Origin of the sequence: Mariniflexile aquimaris (assembly GCF_042676825.1) — a bacterium.
Lineage (GTDB): Bacteria > Bacteroidota > Bacteroidia > Flavobacteriales > Flavobacteriaceae > Mariniflexile > Mariniflexile aquimaris.
Genome location: NZ_JBHTIB010000012.1, coordinates 1154988 through 1181717 on the forward strand (window position 1 = coordinate 1154988; position 26730 = coordinate 1181717).

Sequence of the window (26730 nt, forward strand, 5' to 3'; positions counted from 1 at the left end):
TTAATTTGTATTAAGGCTAATTAAGCGAACACCGTATACTCCTGCTGTTGATGAATTTTTATCGGCTTCAAAACGTACGGTCAATACGTCTTTGTCAACCACAGATTCAGGTAAACTATAGTCCACATCAAAAAATGTTTCACCTTTGGAGCCATTTAACTCAACAGCTGCTATTTCTACACCATTAACTAAAATTTTAAACTTCCTTCCGGCATCCTTTCCAAAATAAGTAACACGTATTGTTTTAGCTCTATTTTCCTTATTTTTAAGATTGTAACTAAACCAACCTGTGGCATCGCGCCAATGGCGATTTTGATGTAATCCACTATTAGATTTTTCAGATTTAATATCGTGATCAGCCTCTGGTTGCTGTTCACCTGAAGCCACATAATCTAAGGTTATCGATACTAAATGAGATTCTGCTTTCTGTTTTTCGATTAAATTTCGTTGCATTTCTGCTAACCCATCCTGACTTTCTACTTTGAAATAAATAGAATAACGTTTTTCGTGTATCGTATAAAACGGTTGTAAGAACACGTTTTTATATTTATCAGGATACAATACTGCCGAGGCCGAAAACTTTAAAGGGTATCCCAAAATAGGCTTAATATTTTTTAAAATGTTATTACTGTTTTCAGCAAGGAATATGGGTGCTTCGTCTATGGGGAGAAAAGGACCATTTGCAATATGACCACCCCGACTATCATCTGCAAACAAACCATCCTGATTATCTGTACCTGTTTTGGCTGCAAGTACAATAGGACCATATTTTACAGATACGTACCCCGAATTATCTTGAATTTCTTCTAAACTTAATTGCATGGGCAGCTGCATTTCAATACGATCGCCATTTGTCCATTTCCGATTAAGCACGATGTATGTTCCAGGTTTGGCGTTTATTTCTTGAGATTCACCATTAATGGAAACTTTTAAAGTACCCTTTTTAACCCAACTTGGGTAGCGCAACATTATGGTAGTTTTTGTTTTCCGTTGACCCGTCCAAATTAAAACAGTTTTAGGGTCTTCAGGAAAATTGGTTTGTTGTGTAAGTATTGCACTTTTTTCTTTCCATTTCACCGTTGAAGGAACAAACAGATTCACATAAAGTGCATCGTCCGTTTTTGCATAAATGAGTTCGTTATACTTGGTATGATTTTCCATTCCGGAGCCTACACAACACCAAAAACTTGTTTCGGGCTGTGAATAAACCCTATAATGCCCTGGGCGCATTGGAGTAAAATAAACGAATCCGCCATTGGGATTTTGAGAAGATAAAATATGATTGTAAAGTCCACGTTCATAAAAATCGATATACCCAGCATCTGCAGAACCTTCAAAAAACATTTTGCTCAATTTGAGCATATTATACGTGTTACAGGTTTCCGGACCTTGCTCGCTAGATAAAACCGAACTAAAATCATCGATTGGGTTAAAATGCTCCCTCACACTATTCCCCCCAATACTTAATGAACGATGGTTTACGATATTGTTATAAAAATTTAAGGCTGCATCATGATAGGTTTTAGCTGCCTCCATTTGATTAATTCTTTCAAAGCCAATAAATTTAGGAATTTGAGTATTGGCATGCATTCCTGTTAAAATATCTTCATTAACAGCCAATGGATTTAATAAGGCACGTTCAGAAAATCGCTTTGCTAATTCTAAATATTTAGAATCTCCTGTAATATGGTGAACCTCTGCAAAAACTTCATTAAGCCCTCCATGTTCAGAACGTAACATATCCTGTACCTGAGCTTCAGATAAGTTTTCTGTAACATTTACAAACCAATCGGTCATTGGTATTAACATGTTTTTTGCTTCTGATTTTCTAGCATGGATCCAAGCATCCTTTAATCCGGCAAAGGCCTTATGTATATTATAAAGTGGTACCCATCTGTCATTCAAACTAAAACTACCTGCAGTTATTTTTCCTGCTTTAACTTCGTTCCATAAATCATCACTTTTAGGAATACCACCAATATAGCCATTGCCATTAGCCTTTTGTACACTTTTTAATTCCGATAAAACATAATCAATTAAGGTTTCTGCCTTTTTGTCTTTCGTTGAAGCAAAATACATAGATAAAGCAGACAAATAATGACCAAGTGTATGACCATCTAGCCCTGTATTTTCCCAATTAGTATATGATGGTGCTTTGGGCTTCAATCCGGCTTCTCTTAAATAAGGTGCAAGAAGTCGGTCGGGGTCTAACTGTTGAATATAGTTAAAATCCGTCTCTGCAGCTTGTTTAAAAACCCCTGAAGTTACGGAAACAGCTTCCAAAGGAAACAAATCCACCCTTTGCTGCGCTTTTACACTAAAAAAACCAATTAAAATAATACTAATTACACAATTTTTCATTCTAATCCATTGGTTTTACAACGGGCCAGCCATCAGTCCATGATACTTCTTTCACAATCAATTTTGGTTTTCCATTATCGCTCGCATCATAACCATGCATAAATGTATAATCCTTACCATCAAAGGTAAATACGCTATTATGCCCAACGCCATACCAATTTTTGTTACCTTCAATTACTAAAGACCCTCCTCCTTGATTAAGTTCCTTACCATCTTTATCTACATATGGTCCAGTCACAAATTTTGAACGACCTACAACCAATTTATAGGTGCTTTTATCCCCGCGACAACAGTAATCCCATGATAAAAATTGATAGTAATAATCAGCTTTTTTAAAAATGAATGGCCCTTCTAAAGCGGCATTACCCGCATCTTTATCATCTAGATTGCTATCTCTATCTCGTCTCGCAATAGTGTACCATTCTTCAGGTTTTGCAACTGTTTTTAAACTGTCATTCATTTTTACCATTTTTAATCCACTCCAGAAAGAACCAAAAGCTAACCATGGCGTTCCACTTTCGTCAAAAATTAAATTCGGATCTATTGCATTCCATAAATCTCTACCTGGTACAGACTGAATAACAATACCTTGGTCTTCCCATTTATAATTTTCATCTTTAGGATTTAAAGAAGTATTTGTAACTAAACCAATAGCTGAAGTGTTTTTACCAAAAGCAGACACAGAATAATATAGGTAATATGTTCCGTTATAAAATGAAATATCTGGCGCCCAAATATGTCCGTTAAATCCTGGAGCTACATCTTTAGCCCATTTTGGCTCTTCAGCGAAAATAGGATCTGCTTGTTTCCAAGTTTTTAAATCTTTTGAAGTAAAACTTGTAATACCAGGTCCTGTACAGAATAAATAATAGGTGTCACCTTGTTTAGCCACCACTGGATCGTGGGTAATTGGTCTTTGTTGAGCACAAGAAACCATGGCTATTAATACTACTGGTAAAAGGATAAAACTTTTTATTTTTTTCATGTTCTTAATTTATTGAATACCTTCTGAAGTCATGATAACACGTTTCATTGTGCCATCTGCATTATAATAAAGTCTATCAACACAAACCGAACGTCTAAAACTTCCTCCATTGGGTTGAATACCTCCTGTGTGATAAATAAAGTAATCTACACCTTTAAATTCTAAAATCGCTTGATGGTTTGTGTTAGAGTTTCCAGCTAATTCGTTTAAAATCCCTTTAAACTCCCACGGACCATTAATAGATTTACTCATAGCATAGGCTATTTTTTCAGGAAATTGATATGCATATGATAAATAGTACCAGTCTCCTTTTTTATGAATCCAAGGAGCTTCGGTAAAATTTGGTAAATCTATAGTTTCAATTGGACCATCTAGTTCAAGCATATTTTCATTAAGTTTTGCATAATGACAAACTGTGTTTCCCCAAAACAAGTACGCTTGACCATCATCATCAATCATAACTGAAGGATCAATATCGTCCCAACCGATTTCTGTTTGTGTAGTCATATCGTTAGTAATTAAAGCTTTTCCTAGAGCATCTTTAAATGGTCCAATAGGACTAGTAGATACAGCAACACCAATAGCTTTCCCTCGAATACTTCCGTGCTCAACAGTTACATACCAATAAAATTTACCATTACGCTCTATAACTTGAGAAGCCCAAGCGTCGCCAGATGCCCATTTAAAATCGGTTGTTTTAAGTGGTACTGGATGTTCTTCCCAATGCACCATATCTGATGAAGAGTACACCAACCACTCTTCCATTTTATAAAAATTAAAATCGTTAGGTGCAACATCATGACCTGCATACAAATACACTTTATCATTAAAAACAATAGCTGCAGCATCAGCAGTGTATTTATCTGTTACAATGGGATTATTAATCTTTAATGATTTTTCAACAGTTTCAGATGCGTTCGATTGTATAATCGTATTTTCTTTTTTCGAATTGCATGAAACTATAATTACTAAAAAAACCAGTATATATAAATTCTTCATATTATTAAATTTTCTTTCCCCAAACAGGCAAACCTCCTGAAGTAAGACCTGAATAGGTTATTGTTACTTTTCTCGTTGAAGCTTCCCAATCCCAAGCATCATTCACTTTGCATTTTACACCGTTAATAGTTAATGTTTTAGCAGCACTATCGTAAGACCAAGAACCTGTTATACCTCCACTTACTTTTTTGTCAGCTGTTAAATATATAGTTGACGCATTTTGAATGGTTTTATACTGATATTTCATTTCAATATGTTCCCATGTACCAATGAATGATGTTTCAGAAATCTCAGTTTTTGGCACCCCAGCATATCTTTCTGGTGCTACAACTGGCCAGCCATCTTCGGTCCATTGAATTTCCCTAACATGTCCCATCATTATTGCATTTGAAACTGAAATTCCTGGAACGTTTTCTGGTAAACGTGCTTGAGATGCATAAAACCACTGCTTTGTATCTGGATTTTGAAAAACCGAGCAATGTGAGAAACCTACCCATCCCGTATGATTTTTGAAACTATATGGATGCGTAAGCATTGGATAGCAATCCGCACCACTTGATACATTTGCTCCGTTAATTCCCAAATAAGGACCAGCAATATTTCTGGATCGAGCTACGCGCGTATTATACGCTACAGACAACTCATCATAAGCCAAAAACAGATAATAATAATCGGTATCTGGATTATAAATAATTTCAGGTCCTTCAGAAGCTTGCCACCTGCTATTACCTCGTTTGGCTATCGTTATACCATAGTCTGATAATGTCTCTAACTTATCAGGTTTTCCGGTAGCTGGATTTAATTTTACTGCCGCGATACCTGAATGCCAGGATCCATAAATTAACCAATGTTCCCCTTCTTTAGTTATAACCATTGTTGGGTCTATGGCATTATATTTAAAATATCCGCTCCAATCATTCCCACTTGTTCTGGTATACGTTTCTAAACCATCTGCCACAGAACATACCACCATGCCTTTATCAATCCAATTATTAGATGCTAAATCATCTGTTTCGGCTAGACCAATAAATGCCCTTTCAGACCAAGATGAGTTATAATCGGTTCCAACAATAGGAGCTAAAACAACAATACTATAGTACATTCTATACTTATTGGCTGCCACTTTTTTAATATATGGGGCCCAATAACCATATTCAGGATTATCGATTGGAGGCAATGCAGGACTCATTTTCGCCCGTTTATTATTTAACGAATCCTTAACCCAAGCAGGAACTGTTGCCATTGAAAAATCGCGATATTCCCAATTTATTAAATCTTTTGAACGCCTGTGATGAAAATGTCCATGACCATCATGTGCATTGCCATAAGATGCGTCGGTTTGATACATGTAATAATAGTCGCCGCTTTTTTCAACTGTTGGATCGTGGACATTAGCCAAGTTCCATTGAGCCCTACTTCCCCATGATGCTATTGGAGAATAATTATCTGGATAGGTTGGTCCATTAAAGGATACGGGTTGTACGTAACCACACTCCACCGAGTTTTCAATATTATTAATGGTATAGCCACCCTTTCCATCTGCATATTTAATTATTTGAGTAGTTCCAGAACAATCTTTACTTATAACAGTTCCTGCTTTTGGTTGATCAATTCCATCATCTTTTGAACAACTAGCTACAAAACACGCCAACAACAAGATTGCCAACTTAGTTCCGATTTTAATATTTTGCATTTTTCATCTTTATTTACCCTCCATCATCACCACTGAAAATGGTGGAATTGTTATTTCCAATTTTCCCTTTTTATTTTCAAAAGTTTTAAAAATAGCAGGTTTAATTTTATTAGGATTATCAAAAGTGTTATGATCTTGTAATTTTGAAGCCGACAAAATGGTTCCCGAGAACTTTTTAACATCTAATTTTGTAATGTCAATCTCTACTTTATTTTCTTTTTTTGAATCGATATTTACCAAAGAAACATGAACCAATCCGTTTTTATCAATAGAAGCCGAAGCAGAAATTGCAGGAAGTGATTCGTTATTAAATGTATATGATGGTGATTCAAAGGTTAATGGTAATAGTTTAGCGTCGTGATGTGCTGTGTACATTTTCATAACATGATATGTTGGCGTTAATAGCATTTTTTCCCCTTCGGTTAAAATTACTGCCTGCAACACGTTTACTGTTTGGGCTAAATTTGCCATTTTTACTCTAGCGCTATGGTTATTAAATATATTTAATGTAGTACCTGCTATCATGGCATCTCGCATGGTGTTTTGTTGATATAAAAAACCCGGATTTGTTCCCTCTTCAACATCATACCAACCTCCCCATTCATCAACAATAAGAGCTATTGTGTTTTTTGGATCATATTTATCCATAATATCCGAATGTTTGGTAACTAATTCTTCCATTTTAAGTGCTGTTTGCATGGTTGAAAAATATTGAGCTTCATCAAACTTAGTTGAAGACCCTTTTTTATCCCATGTAACAAACGAATAGGAATGCAAAGCAACTCCTTCAATTAAGTTTTTAGGAATATCACGCATTAAAACTTCTGTCCAATGGTAATCTGCAACATTCGCTCCTGAGGCTATTCTAAACATTTTATCACTGTTAGTCCAATCGGTCATAAATGTGGCATATTGTCTATATAAATTAGCATAATACTCTGGAGTCATATTACCGCCGCATCCCCACATTTCATTACCAACACCCCAAAAAGAAACATTCCACGGTTTATCTCGACCATTTTCTTTTCTAAGTTCTGCCATAGGACTTCCTCCTTTATGGCTCACATATTCTATATATTCCGTAAATTCTTGCACGGTGCTACTACCAACGTTAGCAGCTAAATACGGTTCAGTTTCTAACACTTCACAAAGGTTTAAAAAATCATGTGTACCAAAACTATTGTCTTCAGTTACACCGCCCCACCATCTGTTTACCATAGATGGTCTGTTCTCTTTAGGTCCAATTCCATCCTTCCAATGGTATGTATCCGCAAAACAACCACCTGGCCAGCGTAAATTTGGTATTTTTAATTCTTTCAAGGCAAGAATAATATCATTTCTTACGCCATTTGTATTAGGGACTTTGCTTTCTTCACCAACATAAATACCGTCATAAATACACCTTCCTAAATGCTCTGCAAAATGCCCGTAAATATGTTTGCTAATAATAGGCGATTCTTTATCTGCTTTTATTTCTAAAACCGTAACATTATTTTGAGAATTACTTAAAAAAGTGACTAGAATAAATACAATTAGATTTGACAATTTTAATAGTGCTTTATTTTTCATAGGATTGATTTTAAAAAACATATGGCAAGCATTATGCCTGCCATATGAAACTAATTAACTCAATTAACAAACTTTAATTATAAACATTTTAGTAGCCTGAATTTTGTACGGTTCCTGGATTATTATCCATTTCTAACTGAGGTATTGGGAAAAACTCCCTTCCTGGAGAATACGTATCAAACTCTGGATCTCTTGATTTTAACCAAGTAAGTTTTGTTTGGTCTTGCAACCAACCCCAACGACGAATATCGTCAAAGCGGTGTCCTTCCAAGGCGAATTCCAAATATCTTTCATGACCTATTTGCTCCCTCATTTGCTCTTTTGTCATGTTTGGTTTTACGACACTTAAATTTGGTAAACCAACACGATCTCTAACAGGCTTAATATAGGTATATGCACCAGGAGTATCGTTTGTTTCATTCAAACATTCAGCATACATTAACAATACATCAGCGTATCTTAGTAAACGCTCATTAATTCCAGAACGCCAATCATATTCATTAGGATAAGCGCCATCAGAATTTTGGTATTTTCTACAAAAAAGGTCGTTCAAATCTTGTGCATTACCTCCATAAAACGTTGCGAAGTCTTGACCGTACAGCATCATACCTCCTGGTTTGTTATAAAACATAGTGGCATCTAAACGAGGATCTACTTCACCAGAAATTGTTAATTCTTGTTGAAATTCATTAAACAATGCTCTCGTTGGCTGCACATCAGTCCATCCAAAAGCTCTTGGCCCGTATGTTATAGCTCGTGCAGATGTTTTACCCCAACCAGAAGCAGGAGCACCACCCCATCCTAAATCAACTCCGCCTGCGTCTCTACTAAATTGCACTTCAAATACAGATTCCGAATTGTTTTCATTCACATCTGTGAAGTTATCGCGGTAATTTGATACTAATGAATATACGCCTAAATCTATAACCTTTTTAAATGTATCTCTGGCATTAGGAAAATCCTTAGTAAACAAATATGATTTGCCTAAATATGCTAACGCTGCACCTTTAGTTGCGCGTCCTTTTTGACCTGCATCTAATCCTGAAACATTAGTATAAGAAACTGGAAGTAAATCGGCAGCAGATTGAAAATCTTCAATTACTTGAGCCCATCCTTCCGCTTCTGTTTTCTGAGGGTAAATAGCCGCCAATTCGGTTGGAATAGGTACGTTTTTAAACATATTCACTGCGTGAAACAAAAATAATCCTCTTAAGAAATATGCCTGCCCTAATATTCTGCTTTTTAGTGCAGAATCTTCAAAATCTATATCTGGAACGTTAGTTAATACTTGATTTGCACGATATACTCCTTGATAATATGTTTCGTAAGCCCAACCATAAATAGCCGCATCGGTAACGTTTGAATTAAATTTACCTACCACGTACATAGCTCCCCAAGGGCTATTACTTTTACAATCATCACCTTTTAAATCTAATAACAGAGGTGTACTTCTCATATATGTCCCATCTGTTAATAAACTACCGTAAGCAGCATTTACACCCTCAAGTGCATCAACATCAGTTTTCCAAAAAGAATCAACTGCATCGTTATTAGGATCTATTTGTATTAAATCATCTTCTTTCACGCAAGCAGTTAAAACAACAGATAGCGAAAGAAATAATAATAAGTTTTTAAAATTTATATATTTCATTTTAATTCGTTTTAATTAGTTAATCTAATATTTAAAAATCTACTTGAACACCTAATGAAAATGTTCTTGGATTAGGGAACGACCCACCGTCGTAACCTCTGGAGAACAATCCATCATTATAACTAAAATCCGCATCGTAACCTCTGTATTTACTTATAATAAACAAATTTTGACCATTAACATAAACTCGAGCATTTTGAATAACATTTTTATTGCCTAAAGGAATATTATACCCTATTTCCATATTTTGAAGCTTGATATAATCGCCGTTTTCGATAAATCTGTCAGAATCTCTTGCATTAGCATTAGGATCTCCTATTATTGGTCGTGGCACATTTGTATCTGTATTAGTAGGTGTCCAATAATTTAATGCATCTGTATGATGATTAACGTATTGCATAATCATTAAATTTCTATACATCCCATTAAATACTTTATTCCCACCAGAACCTTGAAAAAAGAAGGACATATCAAAGTTTTTATAAGTACTATTAAAATTTAAACCATAACTGTATTTTGGAATAGTAACCCCTTGATAAGTTCTATCTAAATCAGTTATTTGACCATCATCATTGATATCTTTAAACTTAATGTCCCCAGGAGCAGCACCTACTTGTGTCGGTGAAGCAGCAACTTCGGCAGCATTTTGAAAAATACCATCTGTTTCGTAAGCAAAAATTTCTCCAATAGACCTACCCACTTCTGTTTTTGAGGCAGCTCCATAAATTGGGTTTCCATTTATTCCTATCTGTAATACTTCATTCTTAAGAGTTCCTAAATTTGCAGAAATATCATATTTAAATTCACCTTTATCATTTCTATAAGAAGCGGTAAATTCTAAACCTTTATTTTGAACTGCACCTGCGTTTGTTGTAATGCTAGCAGGAAATGCTCCTGTAGAAAACGGAAGTGGCACACCTATTAATAAATCAGTTGACTTCTTAACATAATACTCGGTAGTAAATTGCAACGCGTTATCCAATAAACCTAATTCTAAAGCAACATTAGTGGTTTTTGTTTTTTCCCAATGCACGTTTGGATCCAATGCACTTACAACAGTTGTTCCAGGTGCCAATGCATTATTAAAATTGTATCCTGCAAATTGATTTGTAGTTGTGGCGAAAAAATATGGAGGAATTGTATTGTTTCCTAATTCACCATAACCACCTCTTAGTTTAATAGAGCTTACCCATTCTGGCAAGTTTATGAAACTTTCGTTACTAATTTTCCAAGCACCAGAAAATGAGTAGAAATTTGCTTTATTATTTATGGCACTAAATAATGATGTTTTATCTTGTCTGAAATTTGCAGTAATTAAATAACGATCATCAAACGAATAATTTAATCTACTTAAATATGACAAACCTGTTACAGTACTTTCATATTCACCAGTACTAGTGTCAGTGGCGTATTCTAAATGACTAATGGTTCCTGCTGGATACCCTACACCCCTCGACCAATGATTATAATAATCATTTCTTTCTTGAACAGCACCAGCTAACGCCGTAATTTTATGCTTCTCAGCCAAAGTCACATCATAAGTAAGTAAATTGTTTAAAAATGTTCTAGTTTGGCTTCCTGTTGCAATATCTAAAGAAGCTTCTTCAGGCGTTGTTAAATAATACCAGCCCAAATTACTTTCTGGGATATATCTTCTGTTTTTCCAATCAAGTCTATCAAAACTAGCATCTATTTTATACTTCAAGCCTTTAACTATTTCGAACTCAGCCCAAATATTTCCTATAAAGCGATTTCTTTCTCCTGTGTTTTGGTTTACATTATTAAAACCAATTACGTTCATAGAAATTGCTCTTTGAGTTAAATTATCTGTTCCTCCATAACCACCTAATCTATTATCATCATATACGGGCATGGTTGGAATAGCCCCTAACAAATCGCTAATAGGACTTGACCCTGCTAGATATTCATTAAAAATTTCCTTATTGGATTGTGTATATCCAATTTTAGACCCATAGCTAAATCTACCTTTATTCCCAGTTAAATTAATATTGGTAGAAATTCTTTCGTAATCTTGCGGTGAATCCATGTAGCTACTATTCTTAAAGTAATCTACGTTCATATTATATCCTAAACTTTCAGCGCCACCACTAAATGTAACTGCATGATTTTCAATAAAACCAGTACTAAAAGCGGCGTCTTGCCAATCGGTATCAACATTACTAATAAACGAAGCGCTGGCTGGGTCATTCCCTGGGGCTATACTTAACCCAGCGTTTAACTCGGCTGCAGTAGTTATGTTTTGATATCCAACTCGATCTGTTACTGACCAACTTCTTGCAACATTTTGAACACCATAGAGGGATTTTAATTTAATATCAAACTTCCCTATTTTTCCTTTTTTTGTAGTAATAATTACAACGCCATTCGCTCCTCTTACACCATAAATGGCTGCGGCCGAAGCGTCTTTAAGAACTTGCATGGATTCGATATCGCCTGGTGCAAAATCAAAAGGACTATCTATAATCATTCCGTCTATTACGAACAACGGATTATTATTACTAAAGGAATTTATACCCCTAATTTTTATATTTACAAATCCGCCTGGTTCGCCTGATGATTGTACCGTAACCCCTGCAACTTGGCCTTGAAGCATTTTAGCTGCATCGTAAGTCACTGTTTTTTTTGCATTATCAATGTCTACAACACTCACCGAACCTGTTAAGTCAGATTTCTTCTGCGTTCCATAACCAACAACTACCACTTCATCCAAAGAGGTTGCGTCTTCTTGTAAAGAGACATTTATTTGTGTTTGGTTACCAACTTGTACTTCTAAACTCTTAAATCCGAGATAGGAAAATACAAGCAAATCATTGTTAGAAGCAGTGATTGAATAATTACCATTAAAGTCACTAACAACACCATTTGTTGTTCCTTTAACTAAAATATTTACACCCGGAAGAGTTACGCCATCATTTGAAGATGTAACAATCCCTTTAATAACTTTTTTTTGTTGAGCAAACATATTATTTGCACAAAAAAATATAATTACAAACGCCATTAGCCATCCTTTTAAGGACTTATAAAATCTGTAATTATTAATCAATTGTTTAGTTGTTGTCATACTAATTTAGTTTAATTTGATTATAAGTGTTAGTTTTACATTTGTAAATTAAAAACAAAAAAACCACATAAACAAATTTTTTGACGAATAAATGTCAAACACACACTTATAATGTAATCATTATGTTACTTTTAATTAAAAATTATATATTAGCTTAAAATTATTTACTATGAATAGAGGTTATAATCCTGCGGACAAAGTCTTTCTTGCTGTAGATTGTATAATTTTTGGATTTGACAATGAAGATTTAAAAGTACTTTTAATTAAAAGAGATTTTGAACCTGAAAAGGGCAAATGGTCCTTAATGGGTGGATTCTTAAAAAAAGATGAAACATTAAATGATGCTGCCTCTCGCATATTATTTAAATTAACTGGTATGCATAACATCTATATGGAGCAATTATATTCGTTTAGCGAAGTTAATCGTGATCCCGTTGCGCGAACCATCTCTACTTCGTATTATGCCATTATTAATATTGAAAAACATAATGAAGAATTAATAGCTAATTATGGAGCTAAATGGTTTAGCCTTGCTAAAGCACCTCATTTAATTTTTGACCATGATGAAATGCTAGGCAAAGCGATTAGAAGATTACGCCGACGCACCTCGATTAGTCCAATTGGATTTGAGCTTCTCCCTGAAAAGTTTACGATGAGACAACTTCAAAAATTATATGAAGCAATCTTAGATAAAGAACTAGACAAAAGAAATTTTATTAATAAGATAAATTCTATGGATATATTAATAAAATTGAAAGAAAAGGACATGAGCTCCTCAACTAAAGGAAGTTATCTATATATGTTTGACCAAGAAAAATATGATGACAAACAGACAAATAACTTTTATTTAAAATTATAAAATAGCCCAATTAAATTTGTTATTCTTTTAATAATCTAGATAAAAAATTCACTACAATTTCTAAATAAAATTAGTCCTAAGCACTCAAATCGCTAAACTGATATTCGGTTTTTACGTATTTCTTGTAACATCTCGTTAAGTCTTGATAGACATACACTGATTCTTAATACTTTTTTTAGCAGACAATCGGCTGCTTTTGCATAATCCTGTTTAGTACAATTAATTTAAGGTTTGCTTTAGTCTGCCAACTATTGGCCCCGGCTAACAAAAAAAATAGAAATCGTCGCTATTTTAAATTGCTAATGGGTATTTAACTTTGGAGTTTGAAAAGTTTCCTTCATATGTAAATAATATGAACTTTCGCTTGTATTTTCACTTTCAAAGTTTATATTTTATCTAAATTTACTATAATACTAGTTGTTTAGTCGAAGCTAATCCTTTCATTCTATTACGGTAATACTTTGAGGTTATAATTACACTCAGACTAGTGACCTTCGTGTTATAAGCTCTTCTCTTAAATTAATTTAAGCACAAATTTTAAGCTCAAAAACCCTAAAAATTATAAAATCGTATGCAAAAACGTATGCACTTTTTAGTTTTCTGATTATTGAAATATTTGATGCAATATAATTAAAAAAAGTCAAATAGTACAAACTTGAACATTCAGACACGACAAATCATTTAAAAAAAATAACATCTTCTAATACTATGAATAGTACTAAAAAAGCTTAACTAATTTGGATTTTTCTATTCATTTTTAGCATAAAACAAAAAAGTATTCGCAAAAACAAACCTGAAATAATTGGATTTATCATAATTTATTCTAAATTTGTGCAATCGATTACAAATTAATTTTTCAATATCTCAAATTATAACTTGCGATATGATTCAAATCGACTAATGTGTAACAATATAACATCACTGTAATAAGAGCGTAGTTCTTAATTGAAAATTTATTCGATTCAGATAAATTGAATTTGGTCTTTTCGCTTTACCACATATTAATAACAGTTGACTAGCTGGAGAAAATTTAGATTATGGCGACAAGGATGTTGCTAAAATTACAGAGTTAAAATAATTTTATTAATATAATAATATGTCAATTAACTTATTCGATTTAACAGGTAAAATAGCACTGGTAACAGGTAGTACCCATGGTTTGGGAATGGCTATGGCTAAAGGGCTGGGAATGGCAGGAGCCACCATTGTAGTTAATGGAAATTCCTCGCAAGAAAAAATTGACAATGCAGTAGCAGAATATGCTAAAGATGGTATCAAAGCTTTTGGTTCTAAATTTAACGTAGTTAATGAAACTGAAGTTAAAGAAGCCATAGCAGCCATTGAGAAGGAAATAGGATATATTGACATATTAATAAATAATGCGGGTATTATTAAGCGTTCTCCGTTATTAGAAATGGAGGTTGCAGACTTTAAAGAAGTTATAGATATCGATTTGGTTAGTCCGTTTATAGTTTCAAAACATGTTGTAAAACGCATGATTGAACGTGGTGGTGGAAAAATCATAAATATTTGCTCCATGATGAGTGAATTAGGAAGAGATTCTGTAAGTGCTTATGCAGCGGCCAAAGGAGGTTTAAAAATGTTAACCAGAAGTATGGCTACCGAATGGGCAAAATATAACATACAAACCAATGGTATTGGGCCAGGATATTTTGCAACAAGCCAAACGGCACCAATAAGGGTAGATGGGCACCCTTTTAACGATTTTATTGTAAGTAGAACACCCGCTGGGCGTTGGGGAGACCCCGAAGATTTACAAGGAGCAGCCATCTTTTTAAGCTCTAAGGCCAGCGATTTTGTAAACGGACATGTTGTTTATGTTGATGGTGGCATATTGGCAACTATTGGAAAACCATCAAACGAAGATTAATTCCACAAAAAAATATTATGAGTACTAAATTTATACACGACAATTTTTTACTAGAGAATAAATACGCTGAAGAGTTGTATCATAATTACTCTAAAAATCAACCTATAATAGATTATCATAATCACTTGCCTCCTCAGCAAATTGCTGACGATATTACATTTAACAATATTACCAATGTTTGGATAAATGGCGACCATTATAAATGGCGCGCCATGCGTACTCTAGGAATTAGCGAGTCGTTTATTACTGGTAAAAGTTCTGATAAAGATAAGTTTTTAAATTGGGCCAAAACAGTGCCGTATACCATGCGTAATCCATTGTACCATTGGACACATTTAGAGCTTGCAAGGTATTTTGATATTTATGATTTGCTCAACGAAAAGTCTGCAGAAAACATTTGGGAACAAACTCAGGAGAAACTAAATTCAGATGGGTATAGTTGCAGAGGTCTACTTAAAAAAGTAAATGCAGAGGTTGTGTGTACTACCGAAGATCCTACCGATACTTTAGAGCATCATCAAAAATTGGCCAAAAGCGGTTTTGATGTTAAAGTTAGCACTGCATTCAGACCAGATAAAGCTATTTTAATTTCGAATGATGGGTATAATAATTATATAGACACTTTAGGAACTGTCGCAGGGGTAACTATTGGCACATTTAGCGATTTATGTTCTGCCTTAAAAAACAGAATCGATTTTTTTAATGCCAATGGATGCAAACTATGCGACCATGGTTTAGACCAGATTTATTTCGAGAATTATACGGAAAGTGAAGTCAACGCAATTTTAAAAAAGAAAAGAGAAAACAAATCAATTAGCACCGAGGAGGCGCTAAAATTCCAAAGTGCGATATTAGTATTTTTATGCGAAACTTATCATGAATATGGGTGGGTACAGCAATTCCATTTAGGAGCATTAAGAAATAATAATGCGCGCATGCACCGTGTTTTAGGACCAGATACAGGATGGGACTCTATTGGCGATTATCCACAAGCACAAAAACTATCAGCCTTTTTAAATGCCTTAGATAGTAAGGATAAATTATCTAAAACTATTATTTACAACTTAAACCCTGCCGATAATGAGGTCATGGCTACCATGATTGGAAACTTTAATGACGGTAGCGTAAAAGGAAAAGTCCAATTCGGCTCAGGATGGTGGTTTTTAGATCAAAAAGATGGTATGACAAAACAATTAAATGCCCTTTCAAACATGGGTTTAATTAGTTGTTTTGTAGGGATGCTAACCGATTCGCGTAGCTTTCTGTCTTTTCCAAGACATGAATATTTCAGACGCGTACTTTGTAATCTTCTAGGTGATGAAATAAAAAGAGGTGAATTGCCAAACGAAATGGAATGGATAGGCAAAATGGTATCTGACATTAGTTACCATAATGCAAAAGAATATTTCAAATTTTAACCGGAAAATATAACTAGACAAATTCCAACTAAACAACAAGTTATGATTGAAACAAAAAAAATTGGGAACTATCGTTATCGAATTTTAGCCCTTCTAATGTTCGCTACCACGATTAACTATTTCGACAGAAGCATCATCGGTGTATTAGCACCAACACTTCAAAAACTTTTTGGGTGGACAAATAGCGATTATGCAGGAATAATTATTTGGTTTCAAGTAGCCTATGCCATTGGTATGTTAATTATGGGCGGTGTTATCGATCGTTTAGGTACCAAGAAAGGATACACATTAGCCATTGGAACATGGAGTATCTTTGGAATGTTACATGCCGTAGTGCCAGCATCGTTTAGCATTTTGGGCTTTTCTGTTGCGCGTTTTGGCTTAGGATTGGGTGAATCTGGAAACTTTCCAGCAGCTCAAAAAACGGTTGCAGAATGGTTTCCTAAAAAAGACAGAGCATTTGCTACAGGACTCTATAACGCAGCAACAAGTGTCGGTGCCATACTTGCGCCATTTGTGGTAGGATGGATTGTGCATGAAAATGGAAAAAATTGGCAAATCCCTTTTTTAATAACAGGAGCATTAAGCGCCATTTGGGTGTTTTTATGGTTTAAAATTTATAAAAAACCAGAAGTTCATCCTAAATTATCGAAAGAAGAATTAGAATATATAGTTAGTGATTCTGAAATCGAAAATGAAGAAAAATTACCTTGGAAGATGGTGTTGTTTAAACGACAAACATGGGCTTTTGCTTTAGCAAAAACAACCGATGCTGTTTGGTGGTTTTACTTATTTTGGGGCGCAAAATTCTTATCGTTAAACTTTGATGTTGATGTTAAAAATATAGGACTTCCATTTTTTGTAATTTATATTCTTGCCGATTTTGGAAGTATCTTTGGCGGTTATATATCTGGATATTTTATTAAAAAAGGATGGTCTATAAACAAAGCCAGAAAATTAACCTTGTTAAGTTGTGCGCTTATAATATTACCTGTGGCATTTGTTGCCATTACTGAAAATAAGTGGTTAGCCATTTTCTTAATAGGCCTAGGTGCTGCAGGACATCAGGCATGGTCATGTAATATTTTTACATTAGCATCAGACGTGTTTCCTAAAAAAGCAGTGGCATCTGTAACTGGTATAGGTGGAATGTCTGGAGCTGTTGCCGGCATCGTAACATCCTTCGCTTTAGGTAAAGCTCTCGATTCAGCTGGAAAAGAAGGTTTCTTTTGGGCATTCCTAATTGCTGGTTCTTGTTATTTAATCATACTTGGTTTCGTACATCTATTAATGCCTAAAATGACACCCTTAGATGAAAATTTAAAGCTTAAAAGTGAATAAAGTACTGTTTAAGGTTTATAAATTGAATTAATAAAAAGACAAGATGAATACACAACATAAACAAAAAAAATTAAATCGAAAAAACGTTGGCTTGGAAAATAAACTCCCCATCAAAATAGTACAATTTGGAGAGGGTAATTTTTTAAGAGCTTTTATTGGCTATGCGTTCCAGGAATTGAATAAAGCGGTCGATTTTAACGCTGGAATAGCTGTTATTCAACCCATCGACAAAGGTTTGGTAAATATGCTAAACGATCAGGATGGTTTGTACACATTATTCATGAAAGGTGTAAAAAAGGGGAAAGAAATTCAAGAAATTGAGTTGATTTCTAATATTGTAAAGGCTGTTGATCCATATACAAATTTTAACGATTATTTAAGTCTAGCTAAGGAAGCGTCATTAGAATTTATGATTTCTAATACTACAGAAGCAGGCATTGCATATGTAAGTTCAGATACTCCTGAAATGCAACCACCTAGTTCATTTCCAGCTAAATTAACAGTGCTGTTATACGAACGATTTAAGCATTTTAAAGGAGATACGAGTAAGGGCTTAACAATTATTCCATGCGAACTTATTAATCATAATTCTGAAACTTTAAAAGAAATTATATTAAAGTATATTTCTGATTGGAATTTAGGTGATGCTTTTAAAACTTGGATTTTGGAAAGCAATTCGTTCCACAGCACATTAGTTGATAGAATTGTTCCTGGGTATCCAAAAGATGAAATTGATGCTTACAATGCACAGTTAGATTATTCAGATAATTTAATAGTAGCTGCCGAAGCATTTTTACTTTGGGTTATTGAAGATGGCGACGATTTAAAAGCTAAATTACCATTCAGTAAAACGAATTTAGATGTTAAGATTGTTGATGATATGCAACCTTATAGAACGAGAAAAGTGCGTATATTAAATGGCGCTCATACAGCCATGGTACCTTTTTCTATTCTTTACGGAAACAAAACGGTTAAACAATCTGTAGATAATGCGTTTACAGGCGAATTTATCAACAAAGCGGTATTCAATGAAATTATCGATACCTTAGAAATGGATAGAGCGGAACTAAATAGTTTTGCTGATGAAATTTTCGACCGTTTCAGAAATCCGTTCATCATTCATAATTTATCAAGTATTGCATTAAATTCCGTTTCTAAATTTACGGTACGAGTACTTCCTAGTTTGTTAGAATATATAAAAATTCATAATAAAGTACCAACCAATTTAACATTTGCATTTGCCGCTTTATTGCGTTTTTATAAAGGCACATGGAATGGCGAAGTATTACCAGTACAAGATAGCGAGGATATTATATCTAGGTTTGCCGAAATCTGGAAATCTAATGATTATACCCAAATAGCTAAAGATGCGCTTAGCATCAAAGATTACTGGGGAGAAGATTTAACCAAAGTTGAAAATCTTACTGAAGCAGTTGCCTTGGCGTTAACAGAAATCGATACTCACGGAATTGAAAAAGGATACGCAAATTATAGTAAGAAGTTTTAAAACGAAATTATTAAAATGCAAAAAAAACTAATAAAAGTAAATCCATCCGATAACGTAGCTGTTGCTTTAGTAAACCTAAAAGCAGGTGAGGTTATATCTTTTGAAGGACAAGATATAAAAGTACTTTCCGATACTAAATCTAAACATAAAATTGCTTTAGAAGCTTTTGAATCTGGAAATAGAATTATTATGTATGGTGTATTGGTGGGAACAGCAAATGGTACCATTAAAAAGGGCGATGTTTTAACTACCGAAAATGTAAAACATCAGAGTGAAAAAGTATATGGACGAACTGATACTTTTACTTGGCAAGCACCAAATATAGAAAAATGGAAAAACAAAACCTTTCTAGGGTATCATAGAGAAGACGGACAAGTAGGAACAGAAAATGTTTGGTTGTTTTTTCCATTGGTCTTTTGTGAAAACAGAAATATTGAAATTTTAAAAGAAGTATTCGAAAAGGAACTTTTAAAGCAAAAGGTGAATCCACATCAAATGTTGTTGCGCTCGCTTGTTAGTGGAAAAGAAGAAACCGAGGTTATACCTTCATCAACTGACGTTTTCGAGAATATCGATGTAAAATTCATCACGCACCCTGGAGGTTGTGGGGGCATAAGACAAGATTCTGAAAGCTTAGCAAAACTACTAGCAGGTTACGTTAATAATCCAAATGTAGCTGGAGCAACCGTATTAAGTTTGGGGTGTCAAAACCTTCAAATAAGTATTTTTAAAGACGCTTTAAAGGCTATCAATCCTAATATTAATAAACCTGTGCTTATTTTCGAACAACAACAAATGGGAACGGTTGATGAAATGTTATCGGCAATAGTTAAAGACTCATTTGAAGCGATTAAAAAAGCGAATAATGTACAACGTAAACCAGCACCTTTATCAAAATTAAGAGTTGGTTTAGAATGTGGCGGATCAGATGGATTTTCCGGAATTTCAGCAAACCCAACTTTGGGTGTGGTTTCCGATATTTTAGCAGCTTTAAAAGGAACCGCCATTCTTTCGGAATTCCCTGAATTATGTGGTGTTGAGCAAGAATTAGTAAATAGATGTGTTGAAGATGAAAAAGGCGAAAAGTTTTTAAAACTTATGAAGGCTTTTGAAAAATCAGTTATCGATGCTGGTTCAGGTTTTGACATGAATCCTTCCCCAGGAAATATAAAAGACGGATTAATAACCGATGCAATGAAATCGGCTGGTGCAGCAAGAAAAGGTGGGACCTCACCTGTAGAAGATGTTTTAGATTATGGGGAATATATAAGCAAACCTGGATTGAATTTATTGTGTACACCTGGTAATGATGTAGAAAGTACTACCGCCATGGTAGGGTCTGGAGCCAATGTCGTATTGTTTACCACTGGTTTAGGAACCCCTACTGGAAATCCAATTGCGCCAATAATTAAGGTGTCTTCTAATACCGAATTAGCTCAAAAAATGCCTGATATTATAGATATTGAAACTGGTGCTGTTATTCGAGGAGAAAAAACCATTGAAGAAATGGCTGATGAAATGCTTGAATTTATTATTAAAGTAGCCAGTGGCGAAATTCAAACGAAAGCAAAATTATTAAATCAAAACGACTTTATTCCTTGGCGTCGAGGTGTATCCTTATAAAGGAATGGATTAATAGCCAAATAAAACCCCCAAGACAAAAATCTTGGGGGTTTTTAGTAACTAACTTTTTTAGTTAGCAATATTAATGGGCAATTACTTCAGATTTCAATGACGATTTTCTAATCATCAATTCCGGAGTTAAAACCACTTGTTTTTGCGTTTTTATTTTTTTGCTTTTATTAACTTCTTCCATAAATACTTGTGCTGCAATTCTACCCATTTCAACAGGTGATTGATCAACAGATGTAATAGAAAGCTCCATAAATCGTGTAAAAGGCTCATTTGCAAATCCTACTACACAAATATCCTCTGGAATTTTTAAACCGCGGGACTTAATTTCTTGAATGGCTCCTAAAGCCACAAAATCACTTGATGAAAATATGGCATCTGGCGGTGTTTCCATATCTAATAACACTTTAGTAGATTTACTTCCCTCTGCTACTCTACTGGTTGTTTCTATAACTAAACTTTCATCAAACTCCAATCCATTATCTATTATAGCTTGTTTATATCCTAAATAACGATTTTTAAAAATCTCAATTTTTCTATTATTCGACAAATGTGCTATCCTTCGGCATCCTTGATCAATTAAATGCTGGGTTGCTTGGTAACCTCCTTTAAAATCGTCAATTGTTACAGAACTAACTCCTTCAATTTCTTTTTTTCTATCAAAAAAGATTAACGGCACATTTTTCTTAATGAGTCGATCAAAACTTTGGTTTTCTTCAGGTCCAGAATTTGAAATCGACATTAATATCCCATCAACTTGAGCATTTAGCAAGGAATTAATATTTTCTATTTCCAAACTCTTTTGATCATGAGTTTGACAAATAATAACATGATATCCTTTAGGATATAGTTCCTCTTCAATACCACGAATTACCGAAGCGAAAAAATTACTATCAATTCGAGGCACTATCACGCCAACATTATAGCTTTTTCCACTTTTTAAGGCGAGAGCTAGCTTGTTTTGTTCATAATTCATTTCTTTAGCCGTATCACTGACTAATTGGCGTGTAGCCTCACTTATTTTTGGGTTTCCATTTAATGCTCTAGATACTGTAGCAGCTGTTATTCCAAGCTTCTCTGCAATATCGTAAATGGTTGTTTTTTTGGTCATGAGATAATTGACAAATTTTTAAAAAGCAAACTTAATATTTTATTTAAAACAAACTCAATGATTTGGCCTTATTTCCTTAAAAGTATACTTTCTATCGAATAAAATATAATAATTTATTTAAATATACATTTTTTTTATTAAATTCGTGCAATCGATTACAAATATATTTTTGAATTTAATTTTCCACTAAAATACAATTTAACTTTAGTGACTTAAAATAATATTTCACCATGCATAAAATTTTAGTTTTCATAGTTACGTTAATCACCACTTTCTCTTTCGCTTTACATAAAAAGGATGCTCCAAATAAACATTTATACTATGCCTTGGCTGCAGACTTTGTTGTAAGCACGCCTCAAGAATTAACAAACGCACTTTCTGCGATAACTGCAGGAGGCACTATTTTTATAAGAGAAGGAAGTTACGTATTTACCTCTAGAATTAGTATTTCAAAAAGTGGCACATCTGTTAACCTTATTTCAATTCTTCCACATCCAGATAATACTGGAAGAGCAAAGCTTGATTTTTCGTCTATGGCTGAAAATTCATCCAATCGTGCAATAACATTATCTGGCTCCTTCTGGCATATAAAGGGTATAGATATTTTTGGTGCTGGTGATAATGGCTTATTTATTGGAGGCAGTAATAATTTAATTGAATTTTGCACATTTAGTGAGTGTAAAGATTCAGGTTTACAAATTGGCAGTGGTGGTAGTAATAATACCATTCTTAATTGTGACTCTTTTAATAACGCAGATTCTGCTGTAGAAAATGCCGATGGTTTTGCATGTAAATTAGATGCAGGAACTGGCAATAAATTTATAGGCTGTCGTGCATGGCAAAATCTTGATGATGGTTGGGATGGTTACATAAGAGGCGCAGATAACATCACCACTACTTTTACAAACTGTTGGGCATTTAAAAATGGTTACTTAAAAAATGGCACTATAGGTGGTGGCGACGGTAATGGCTTTAAAACTGGTGGTAGCGACGACAAATTACTAAAACATAATGCTATTTACAAAAATTGTCTTGCTGTTGGAAATGTGTTTGATGGCTTCGACCATAATAGCAACCGTGGGAATGTAGAGCTCTATAATTGCGGCGCATACGGCAATGGTAAAAACATAAGTTTTAGTAGTAGCAATATAGCTAATACTCTTACCGTAAAAAATTCTATTTCTTTATCTGGAACTAGTAGTGACAGTTTTTCTGCAACAACTACAAACATAACCAACAACAGTTGGCAAAATGGTTTAATAGCAAATGCCGCTGATTTTGTGAGTTTAGATATTAATTTATTATCGAGCCCTCGAAAAGTTGACGGTAGTTTACCCGATATTGATTTTATGAAACTAGTGCCTGATAGCGATTTAATAGATAAAGGTGTAGATGTTGGATTATCCTATAATGGGATTGCACCAGATTTAGGTGCTTTTGAATCTATAACATTAGGCATAGATAATTTCATGTTCGAACAAGCTATATTTAATTACCCTAATCCGTTTTCAACAGAAACCCATGTTGTTTTTCACACCAAAGCAACTACTACAATAACCATTTCTATCTATAATTTAATGGGAGTAAACGTTTTCAATACCACAAAAAAAACATATCCTGCAGGGAAAAACTCTATTATACTACACAGAAATAAATTAGCATCAGGTAATTATTTATTAGTTTTAGAAGGTAACAGCAATCAAAGAACTAGCAGACTAATTACAATTCAATAATTCTAATTAAAATACTTCTTTTAGAAATATTAATTTAAATTATGTAAAGTAATTAAAAGCGTGCCAATTTTATTCTGATTATAAGCTAATAGATGATTCTATTTTAATCTTTCAATACGTTGTTTAAAAAATTTACCGTGTAAGCTAGCGTTATCTCGAACCAAGGATCCAACAACCAAAAGGCATGAGGACTGTCTGTAATAGTATGTATTTCATTATAAATATTATACTTATTCAAAATAGCAACCATATCATCTCTACCCGCATGAAAACGTGGTTCTGCACTATTTATAAATAATGTAGGTGGTGTATTTTCATTTACATACTCCAATGGTGACGCCTCTTTCCAGTTTTTATAATTTAAATCCTTTGACCCATTAAGCCAAATACCTGCCATTTTACCTTCTTCAGATGCTTCTGGGTGAATAAAAGAGACAATACCATCTATATTTACTATAGCTTGAACCCCATCTGAAATAATTGAGTCGAATCTGTAAATTTCCGAATTTGGCGTAACTGCTATTAAAGTGGCCAGATGTGCGCCAGAAGAAGCGCCTAAAACAGCAATTTTATCTGGATTAATGTGAAGCTTATTAGCATTTTTTCGCATCCATCTAATGGCGTCTTTTAAATCGATAACACCAGCAGGATAAGGGGCTTCCAATCCTAATGTATAATTTGCAGCAATAGCAGCATAGCCATTTTTAGCCAAATGTTGTGCCATAATGCGTTGGTTTTCCTTGCTACCGGTAAGCCAACCCCCTCCATGAATTAACAATACTGCCGGATGTGTTTTAGAATTTTTGCTTTTTGGAAGATAAGCATCTAATCTTAATTTAGTTCCGTTTTCATTTTTATAAACCAGATTTTCTTTATACTTGATTTCTTTAGAAACTAAAGGTTGAATTGGCTTTATAAATTGGTATTTATTTTTTAATTTTTGAAAAGTTGACTCTATAGTATATGGTTTAAATTGGGATTGCCTTTCTTGTGAATAACTATTATTTATTATCAAAACAACCATAAATGAACAGGTAATAATTCTTGAAATTCTGATTTTCGTTGAAATAATCCTAGACACTTTCATACTTATCTTTTTACTGCTTTTCCAATAAATTATAAATCGTATTTATTTTACGCATAATCATGCTTAATCATGCTTAATTTGAAATTTTAAACCAATCGATATCTGCATATCCACCAGAGATTACCTCTAGTTCGCTAACGCAAAATATACCCACTTTCGCACCAATCCATTTACCAGGTTGTGCTTTAAAAGGTTTTCCAATTTTCTTATAGTCTTTTCCGTTTTCAGAATAACTAAATTGGCACATGGCATTTGGTGCGGACACTTCCACTTTTAAATAAGCCATATTACTTTTAAGTCGTTCTAACACATTAACTTTTTCAGGACTTCCGTTAATGGCGTTAATCGCTTCAGTTTGATTAATGAAAAATCCTTTTTCGTCGTGTGATATACTTAAAGTTGCATAATCCATTCCCATAATTATTATACCAGCAGTTTTACCGCTTTTAGCATCTTCAGGAATTAAAGATATTTTTGTTGTTGCGGTGAAGGTTGGAGCAGGAAACTTTTGAAGTAATAGGTTTGGAACCGTCCAAAGATTCTTAGCATCTTCAGGAACTTTAATTGAAAACAATCTTAAAAAATCATTACCTGGTAATTTAGCATGCCATATTAGATTTGAATTAGCGTTCCATTGCCATTGCAGACCAATTTTAAAATTGTCAAAATTATCAGTTTCTGCAGGTGTCTCTTTTGGAAATGTTTTACCAATTTTTGGTTTTTTATAGGATAACACAGGCTCTCCAATACCATTTCCATCTACATCTTTTCCCATTACTGGCCAATCGTTTTTCCAAGACATTGGCTGTAAATAAACCACTCTCCCATAAGCTTCTAAATCTTGAAAATGATAAAACCAATGCTCGCCTGAATCTGTGTCTACCCAAGCACCCTGATGTGGACCATTTACATCAGTACTGCCTTGTTCTAAAACTATTTTTTCTTCATAGGGGCCGTAAATGTTTTTAGACCTTAATATCAGTTGCCAACCCGTTGCAACACCACCTGCCGGGGCGAAAATGTAATAATACCCGTTGTGTTTGTAAAACTTTGGGCCTTCGACCGTTTTGTGATTTTCATGACCATCAAACACGTGAATTCCTGAATCTATAACTTTTGTACCTTCAGGATTCATTTTATTTACAGTTAGCAAACTATTAACCCCTGCGCGACTTCTTGCATAGGCATGTACTAAATAGGCGTCTCCATTAGCGTCCCAAAGCGGACATGGATCTATGAGTCCTTTACCTTCCATAACCAAAATAGGGTCTTCCCATTTACTTAAAGGGTTATTTGTTTTTACCATATAAATTCCAAAATCCGGATCGCCCCAATAAATATAAAACTCATTATTATGATATCGAATACTTGGTGCCCAAACGCCATTGCCATGTTGTGGAATTTTAAAAATTTCGTTTGGAATTTGCTGTGGCAAGGCATGGTTAATTAATTTCCAATTAACTAAATCTTTAGAATGTAGAATAGGTAAACCAGGTATGGCATTAAAACTTGATGCTGTCATGTAATAATCATCGCCAACCCTTACCACATCAGGATCGGAATAATCGGCATAAAGAATTGGGTTTTTATAGGTGCCATCGCCTTTATCGGCAACCCACACTTCAGATTTATACGGTTTATTGGATTGCGCCAAAACACAGGCACCGTATAAAAATAAAATTAAAAATGAATGCAGTTTCATATTTTATCGATTTTGCGTTAGGGGTTGAAGTGTAAAGCCCACAGTGACCCCGATGTTTCGGGGGAGCGAGGACTTGCAACGTAAAACCCGACCCTTGCGGTAACGGCCA

At 34.3% G+C, this 26730-nt stretch carries 17 protein-coding genes; 7 read left to right on the forward strand and 10 right to left on the reverse strand.

Annotated features, from left to right (window positions below; genetic code table 11):
• From ACFQ0I_RS13150 to ACFQ0I_RS13180, 7 genes are all read right to left on the reverse strand, one after another.
• Window positions 1-2361, reverse strand: a complete 2361-nt coding sequence (locus ACFQ0I_RS13150) for a beta-L-arabinofuranosidase domain-containing protein (protein WP_379942971.1) — start codon at window positions 2359-2361, stop codon at window positions 1-3.
• 1 nt (window position 2362) lies between these two features.
• On the reverse strand, window positions 2363-3346 hold the full coding sequence (locus ACFQ0I_RS13155) for an arabinan endo-1,5-alpha-L-arabinosidase (RefSeq protein WP_379942973.1): 984 nt from the start codon (window positions 3344-3346) through the stop codon (window positions 2363-2365).
• Between the two features lie 9 nt (window positions 3347-3355).
• Window positions 3356-4345 carry a glycoside hydrolase family 43 protein gene (locus ACFQ0I_RS13160; RefSeq protein ID WP_379942975.1) on the reverse strand — a complete coding sequence of 330 codons (990 nt, stop codon included), beginning with the start codon at window positions 4343-4345 and terminating at the stop codon, window positions 3356-3358.
• A 4-nt stretch (window positions 4346-4349) separates the two neighbouring features.
• Window positions 4350-6038, reverse strand: a complete 1689-nt coding sequence (locus ACFQ0I_RS13165; RefSeq protein WP_379942977.1) for an arabinan endo-1,5-alpha-L-arabinosidase — start codon at window positions 6036-6038, stop codon at window positions 4350-4352.
• A gap of 9 nt (window positions 6039-6047) precedes the next feature.
• Window positions 6048-7607 carry an alpha-N-arabinofuranosidase gene (locus ACFQ0I_RS13170; protein WP_379942979.1) on the reverse strand — a complete coding sequence of 520 codons (1560 nt, stop codon included), beginning with the start codon at window positions 7605-7607 and terminating at the stop codon, window positions 6048-6050.
• Window positions 7608-7695: 88 nt separating this feature from the next.
• Entirely contained in the window at window positions 7696-9258 is a 1563-nt protein-coding gene (locus ACFQ0I_RS13175; protein ID WP_379942980.1) for a RagB/SusD family nutrient uptake outer membrane protein, read from the reverse strand.
• Between the two features lie 31 nt (window positions 9259-9289).
• Window positions 9290-12340 carry a SusC/RagA family TonB-linked outer membrane protein gene (locus ACFQ0I_RS13180; RefSeq protein WP_379942982.1) on the reverse strand — a complete coding sequence of 1017 codons (3051 nt, stop codon included), beginning with the start codon at window positions 12338-12340 and terminating at the stop codon, window positions 9290-9292.
• 169 nt (window positions 12341-12509) lie between these two features.
• On the opposite strand from ACFQ0I_RS13180, the gene ACFQ0I_RS13185 reads away from it, so the two are divergent.
• From ACFQ0I_RS13185 to ACFQ0I_RS13210, 6 genes are all read left to right on the forward strand, one after another.
• Window positions 12510-13199 (forward strand): NUDIX hydrolase, encoded by a 690-nt coding sequence (locus ACFQ0I_RS13185; RefSeq protein WP_379942984.1) that lies wholly within the window; start codon window positions 12510-12512, stop codon window positions 13197-13199.
• A 1096-nt stretch (window positions 13200-14295) separates the two neighbouring features.
• A complete protein-coding gene (locus ACFQ0I_RS13190) occupies window positions 14296-15090 on the forward strand; it encodes a gluconate 5-dehydrogenase (protein ID WP_379942986.1) in 795 nt (264 codons plus the stop codon).
• Window positions 15091-15107: 17 nt separating this feature from the next.
• Complete coding sequence (gene uxaC / locus ACFQ0I_RS13195; RefSeq protein WP_379942988.1) at window positions 15108-16508, forward strand: glucuronate isomerase; 1401 nt, start codon at window positions 15108-15110, stop codon at window positions 16506-16508.
• A 42-nt stretch (window positions 16509-16550) separates the two neighbouring features.
• The gene (locus tag ACFQ0I_RS13200; RefSeq protein ID WP_379942990.1) at window positions 16551-17849 is read left to right on the forward strand and encodes an MFS transporter; all 1299 of its coding nucleotides are present in this window, start codon (window positions 16551-16553) and stop codon (window positions 17847-17849) included.
• A 43-nt stretch (window positions 17850-17892) separates the two neighbouring features.
• Entirely contained in the window at window positions 17893-19356 is a 1464-nt protein-coding gene (locus tag ACFQ0I_RS13205) for a tagaturonate reductase (protein WP_379942992.1), read from the forward strand.
• Window positions 19357-19371: 15 nt separating this feature from the next.
• Complete coding sequence (locus tag ACFQ0I_RS13210; RefSeq protein ID WP_379942994.1) at window positions 19372-20979, forward strand: UxaA family hydrolase; 1608 nt, start codon at window positions 19372-19374, stop codon at window positions 20977-20979.
• An 82-nt stretch (window positions 20980-21061) separates the two neighbouring features.
• Here the strand turns inward: ACFQ0I_RS13210 and ACFQ0I_RS13215 are convergent, their stop codons facing one another.
• Window positions 21062-22099 carry a LacI family DNA-binding transcriptional regulator gene (locus ACFQ0I_RS13215; RefSeq protein WP_379942995.1) on the reverse strand — a complete coding sequence of 346 codons (1038 nt, stop codon included), beginning with the start codon at window positions 22097-22099 and terminating at the stop codon, window positions 21062-21064.
• A gap of 230 nt (window positions 22100-22329) precedes the next feature.
• On the opposite strand from ACFQ0I_RS13215, the gene ACFQ0I_RS13220 reads away from it, so the two are divergent.
• Window positions 22330-23832 carry a right-handed parallel beta-helix repeat-containing protein gene (locus tag ACFQ0I_RS13220; protein ID WP_379942996.1) on the forward strand — a complete coding sequence of 501 codons (1503 nt, stop codon included), beginning with the start codon at window positions 22330-22332 and terminating at the stop codon, window positions 23830-23832.
• Between the two features lie 103 nt (window positions 23833-23935).
• On the opposite strand, the gene ACFQ0I_RS13225 is transcribed toward ACFQ0I_RS13220, so the two are convergent.
• Window positions 23936-24919: an alpha/beta hydrolase fold domain-containing protein gene (locus ACFQ0I_RS13225; RefSeq protein WP_379942998.1), complete on the reverse strand. Its 984-nt coding sequence runs from the start codon at window positions 24917-24919 to the stop codon at window positions 23936-23938.
• A gap of 73 nt (window positions 24920-24992) precedes the next feature.
• On the reverse strand, window positions 24993-26621 hold the full coding sequence (locus ACFQ0I_RS13230) for a glycoside hydrolase family 43 protein (protein WP_379943000.1): 1629 nt from the start codon (window positions 26619-26621) through the stop codon (window positions 24993-24995).
• Between the last annotated feature and the right edge of the window lie 109 nt (window positions 26622-26730).

What these genes read in the sequence shown, in the direction of transcription:
- ACFQ0I_RS13150 (WP_379942971.1), bottom strand. Translation starts at nt 2,361, where the DNA reads ATGAAAAATTGTGTAATTAGTATTATTTTAATTGGTTTTTTTAGTGTA.
- ACFQ0I_RS13155 (WP_379942973.1), bottom strand. Translation starts at nt 3,346, where the DNA reads ATGAAAAAAATAAAAAGTTTTATCCTTTTACCAGTAGTATTAATAGCC.
- ACFQ0I_RS13160 (WP_379942975.1), bottom strand. Translation starts at nt 4,345, where the DNA reads ATGAAGAATTTATATATACTGGTTTTTTTAGTAATTATAGTTTCATGC.
- ACFQ0I_RS13165 (WP_379942977.1), bottom strand. Translation starts at nt 6,038, where the DNA reads ATGCAAAATATTAAAATCGGAACTAAGTTGGCAATCTTGTTGTTGGCG.
- ACFQ0I_RS13170 (WP_379942979.1), bottom strand. Translation starts at nt 7,607, where the DNA reads ATGAAAAATAAAGCACTATTAAAATTGTCAAATCTAATTGTATTTATT.
- ACFQ0I_RS13175 (WP_379942980.1), bottom strand. Translation starts at nt 9,258, where the DNA reads ATGAAATATATAAATTTTAAAAACTTATTATTATTTCTTTCGCTATCT.
- ACFQ0I_RS13180 (WP_379942982.1), bottom strand. Translation starts at nt 12,340, where the DNA reads ATGACAACAACTAAACAATTGATTAATAATTACAGATTTTATAAGTCC.
- ACFQ0I_RS13185 (WP_379942984.1), top strand. Translation starts at nt 12,510, where the DNA reads ATGAATAGAGGTTATAATCCTGCGGACAAAGTCTTTCTTGCTGTAGAT.
- ACFQ0I_RS13190 (WP_379942986.1), top strand. Translation starts at nt 14,296, where the DNA reads ATGTCAATTAACTTATTCGATTTAACAGGTAAAATAGCACTGGTAACA.
- uxaC (WP_379942988.1), top strand. Translation starts at nt 15,108, where the DNA reads ATGAGTACTAAATTTATACACGACAATTTTTTACTAGAGAATAAATAC.
- ACFQ0I_RS13200 (WP_379942990.1), top strand. Translation starts at nt 16,551, where the DNA reads ATGATTGAAACAAAAAAAATTGGGAACTATCGTTATCGAATTTTAGCC.
- ACFQ0I_RS13205 (WP_379942992.1), top strand. Translation starts at nt 17,893, where the DNA reads ATGAATACACAACATAAACAAAAAAAATTAAATCGAAAAAACGTTGGC.
- ACFQ0I_RS13210 (WP_379942994.1), top strand. Translation starts at nt 19,372, where the DNA reads ATGCAAAAAAAACTAATAAAAGTAAATCCATCCGATAACGTAGCTGTT.
- ACFQ0I_RS13215 (WP_379942995.1), bottom strand. Translation starts at nt 22,099, where the DNA reads ATGACCAAAAAAACAACCATTTACGATATTGCAGAGAAGCTTGGAATA.
- ACFQ0I_RS13220 (WP_379942996.1), top strand. Translation starts at nt 22,330, where the DNA reads ATGCATAAAATTTTAGTTTTCATAGTTACGTTAATCACCACTTTCTCT.
- ACFQ0I_RS13225 (WP_379942998.1), bottom strand. Translation starts at nt 24,919, where the DNA reads ATGAAAGTGTCTAGGATTATTTCAACGAAAATCAGAATTTCAAGAATT.
- ACFQ0I_RS13230 (WP_379943000.1), bottom strand. Translation starts at nt 26,621, where the DNA reads ATGAAACTGCATTCATTTTTAATTTTATTTTTATACGGTGCCTGTGTT.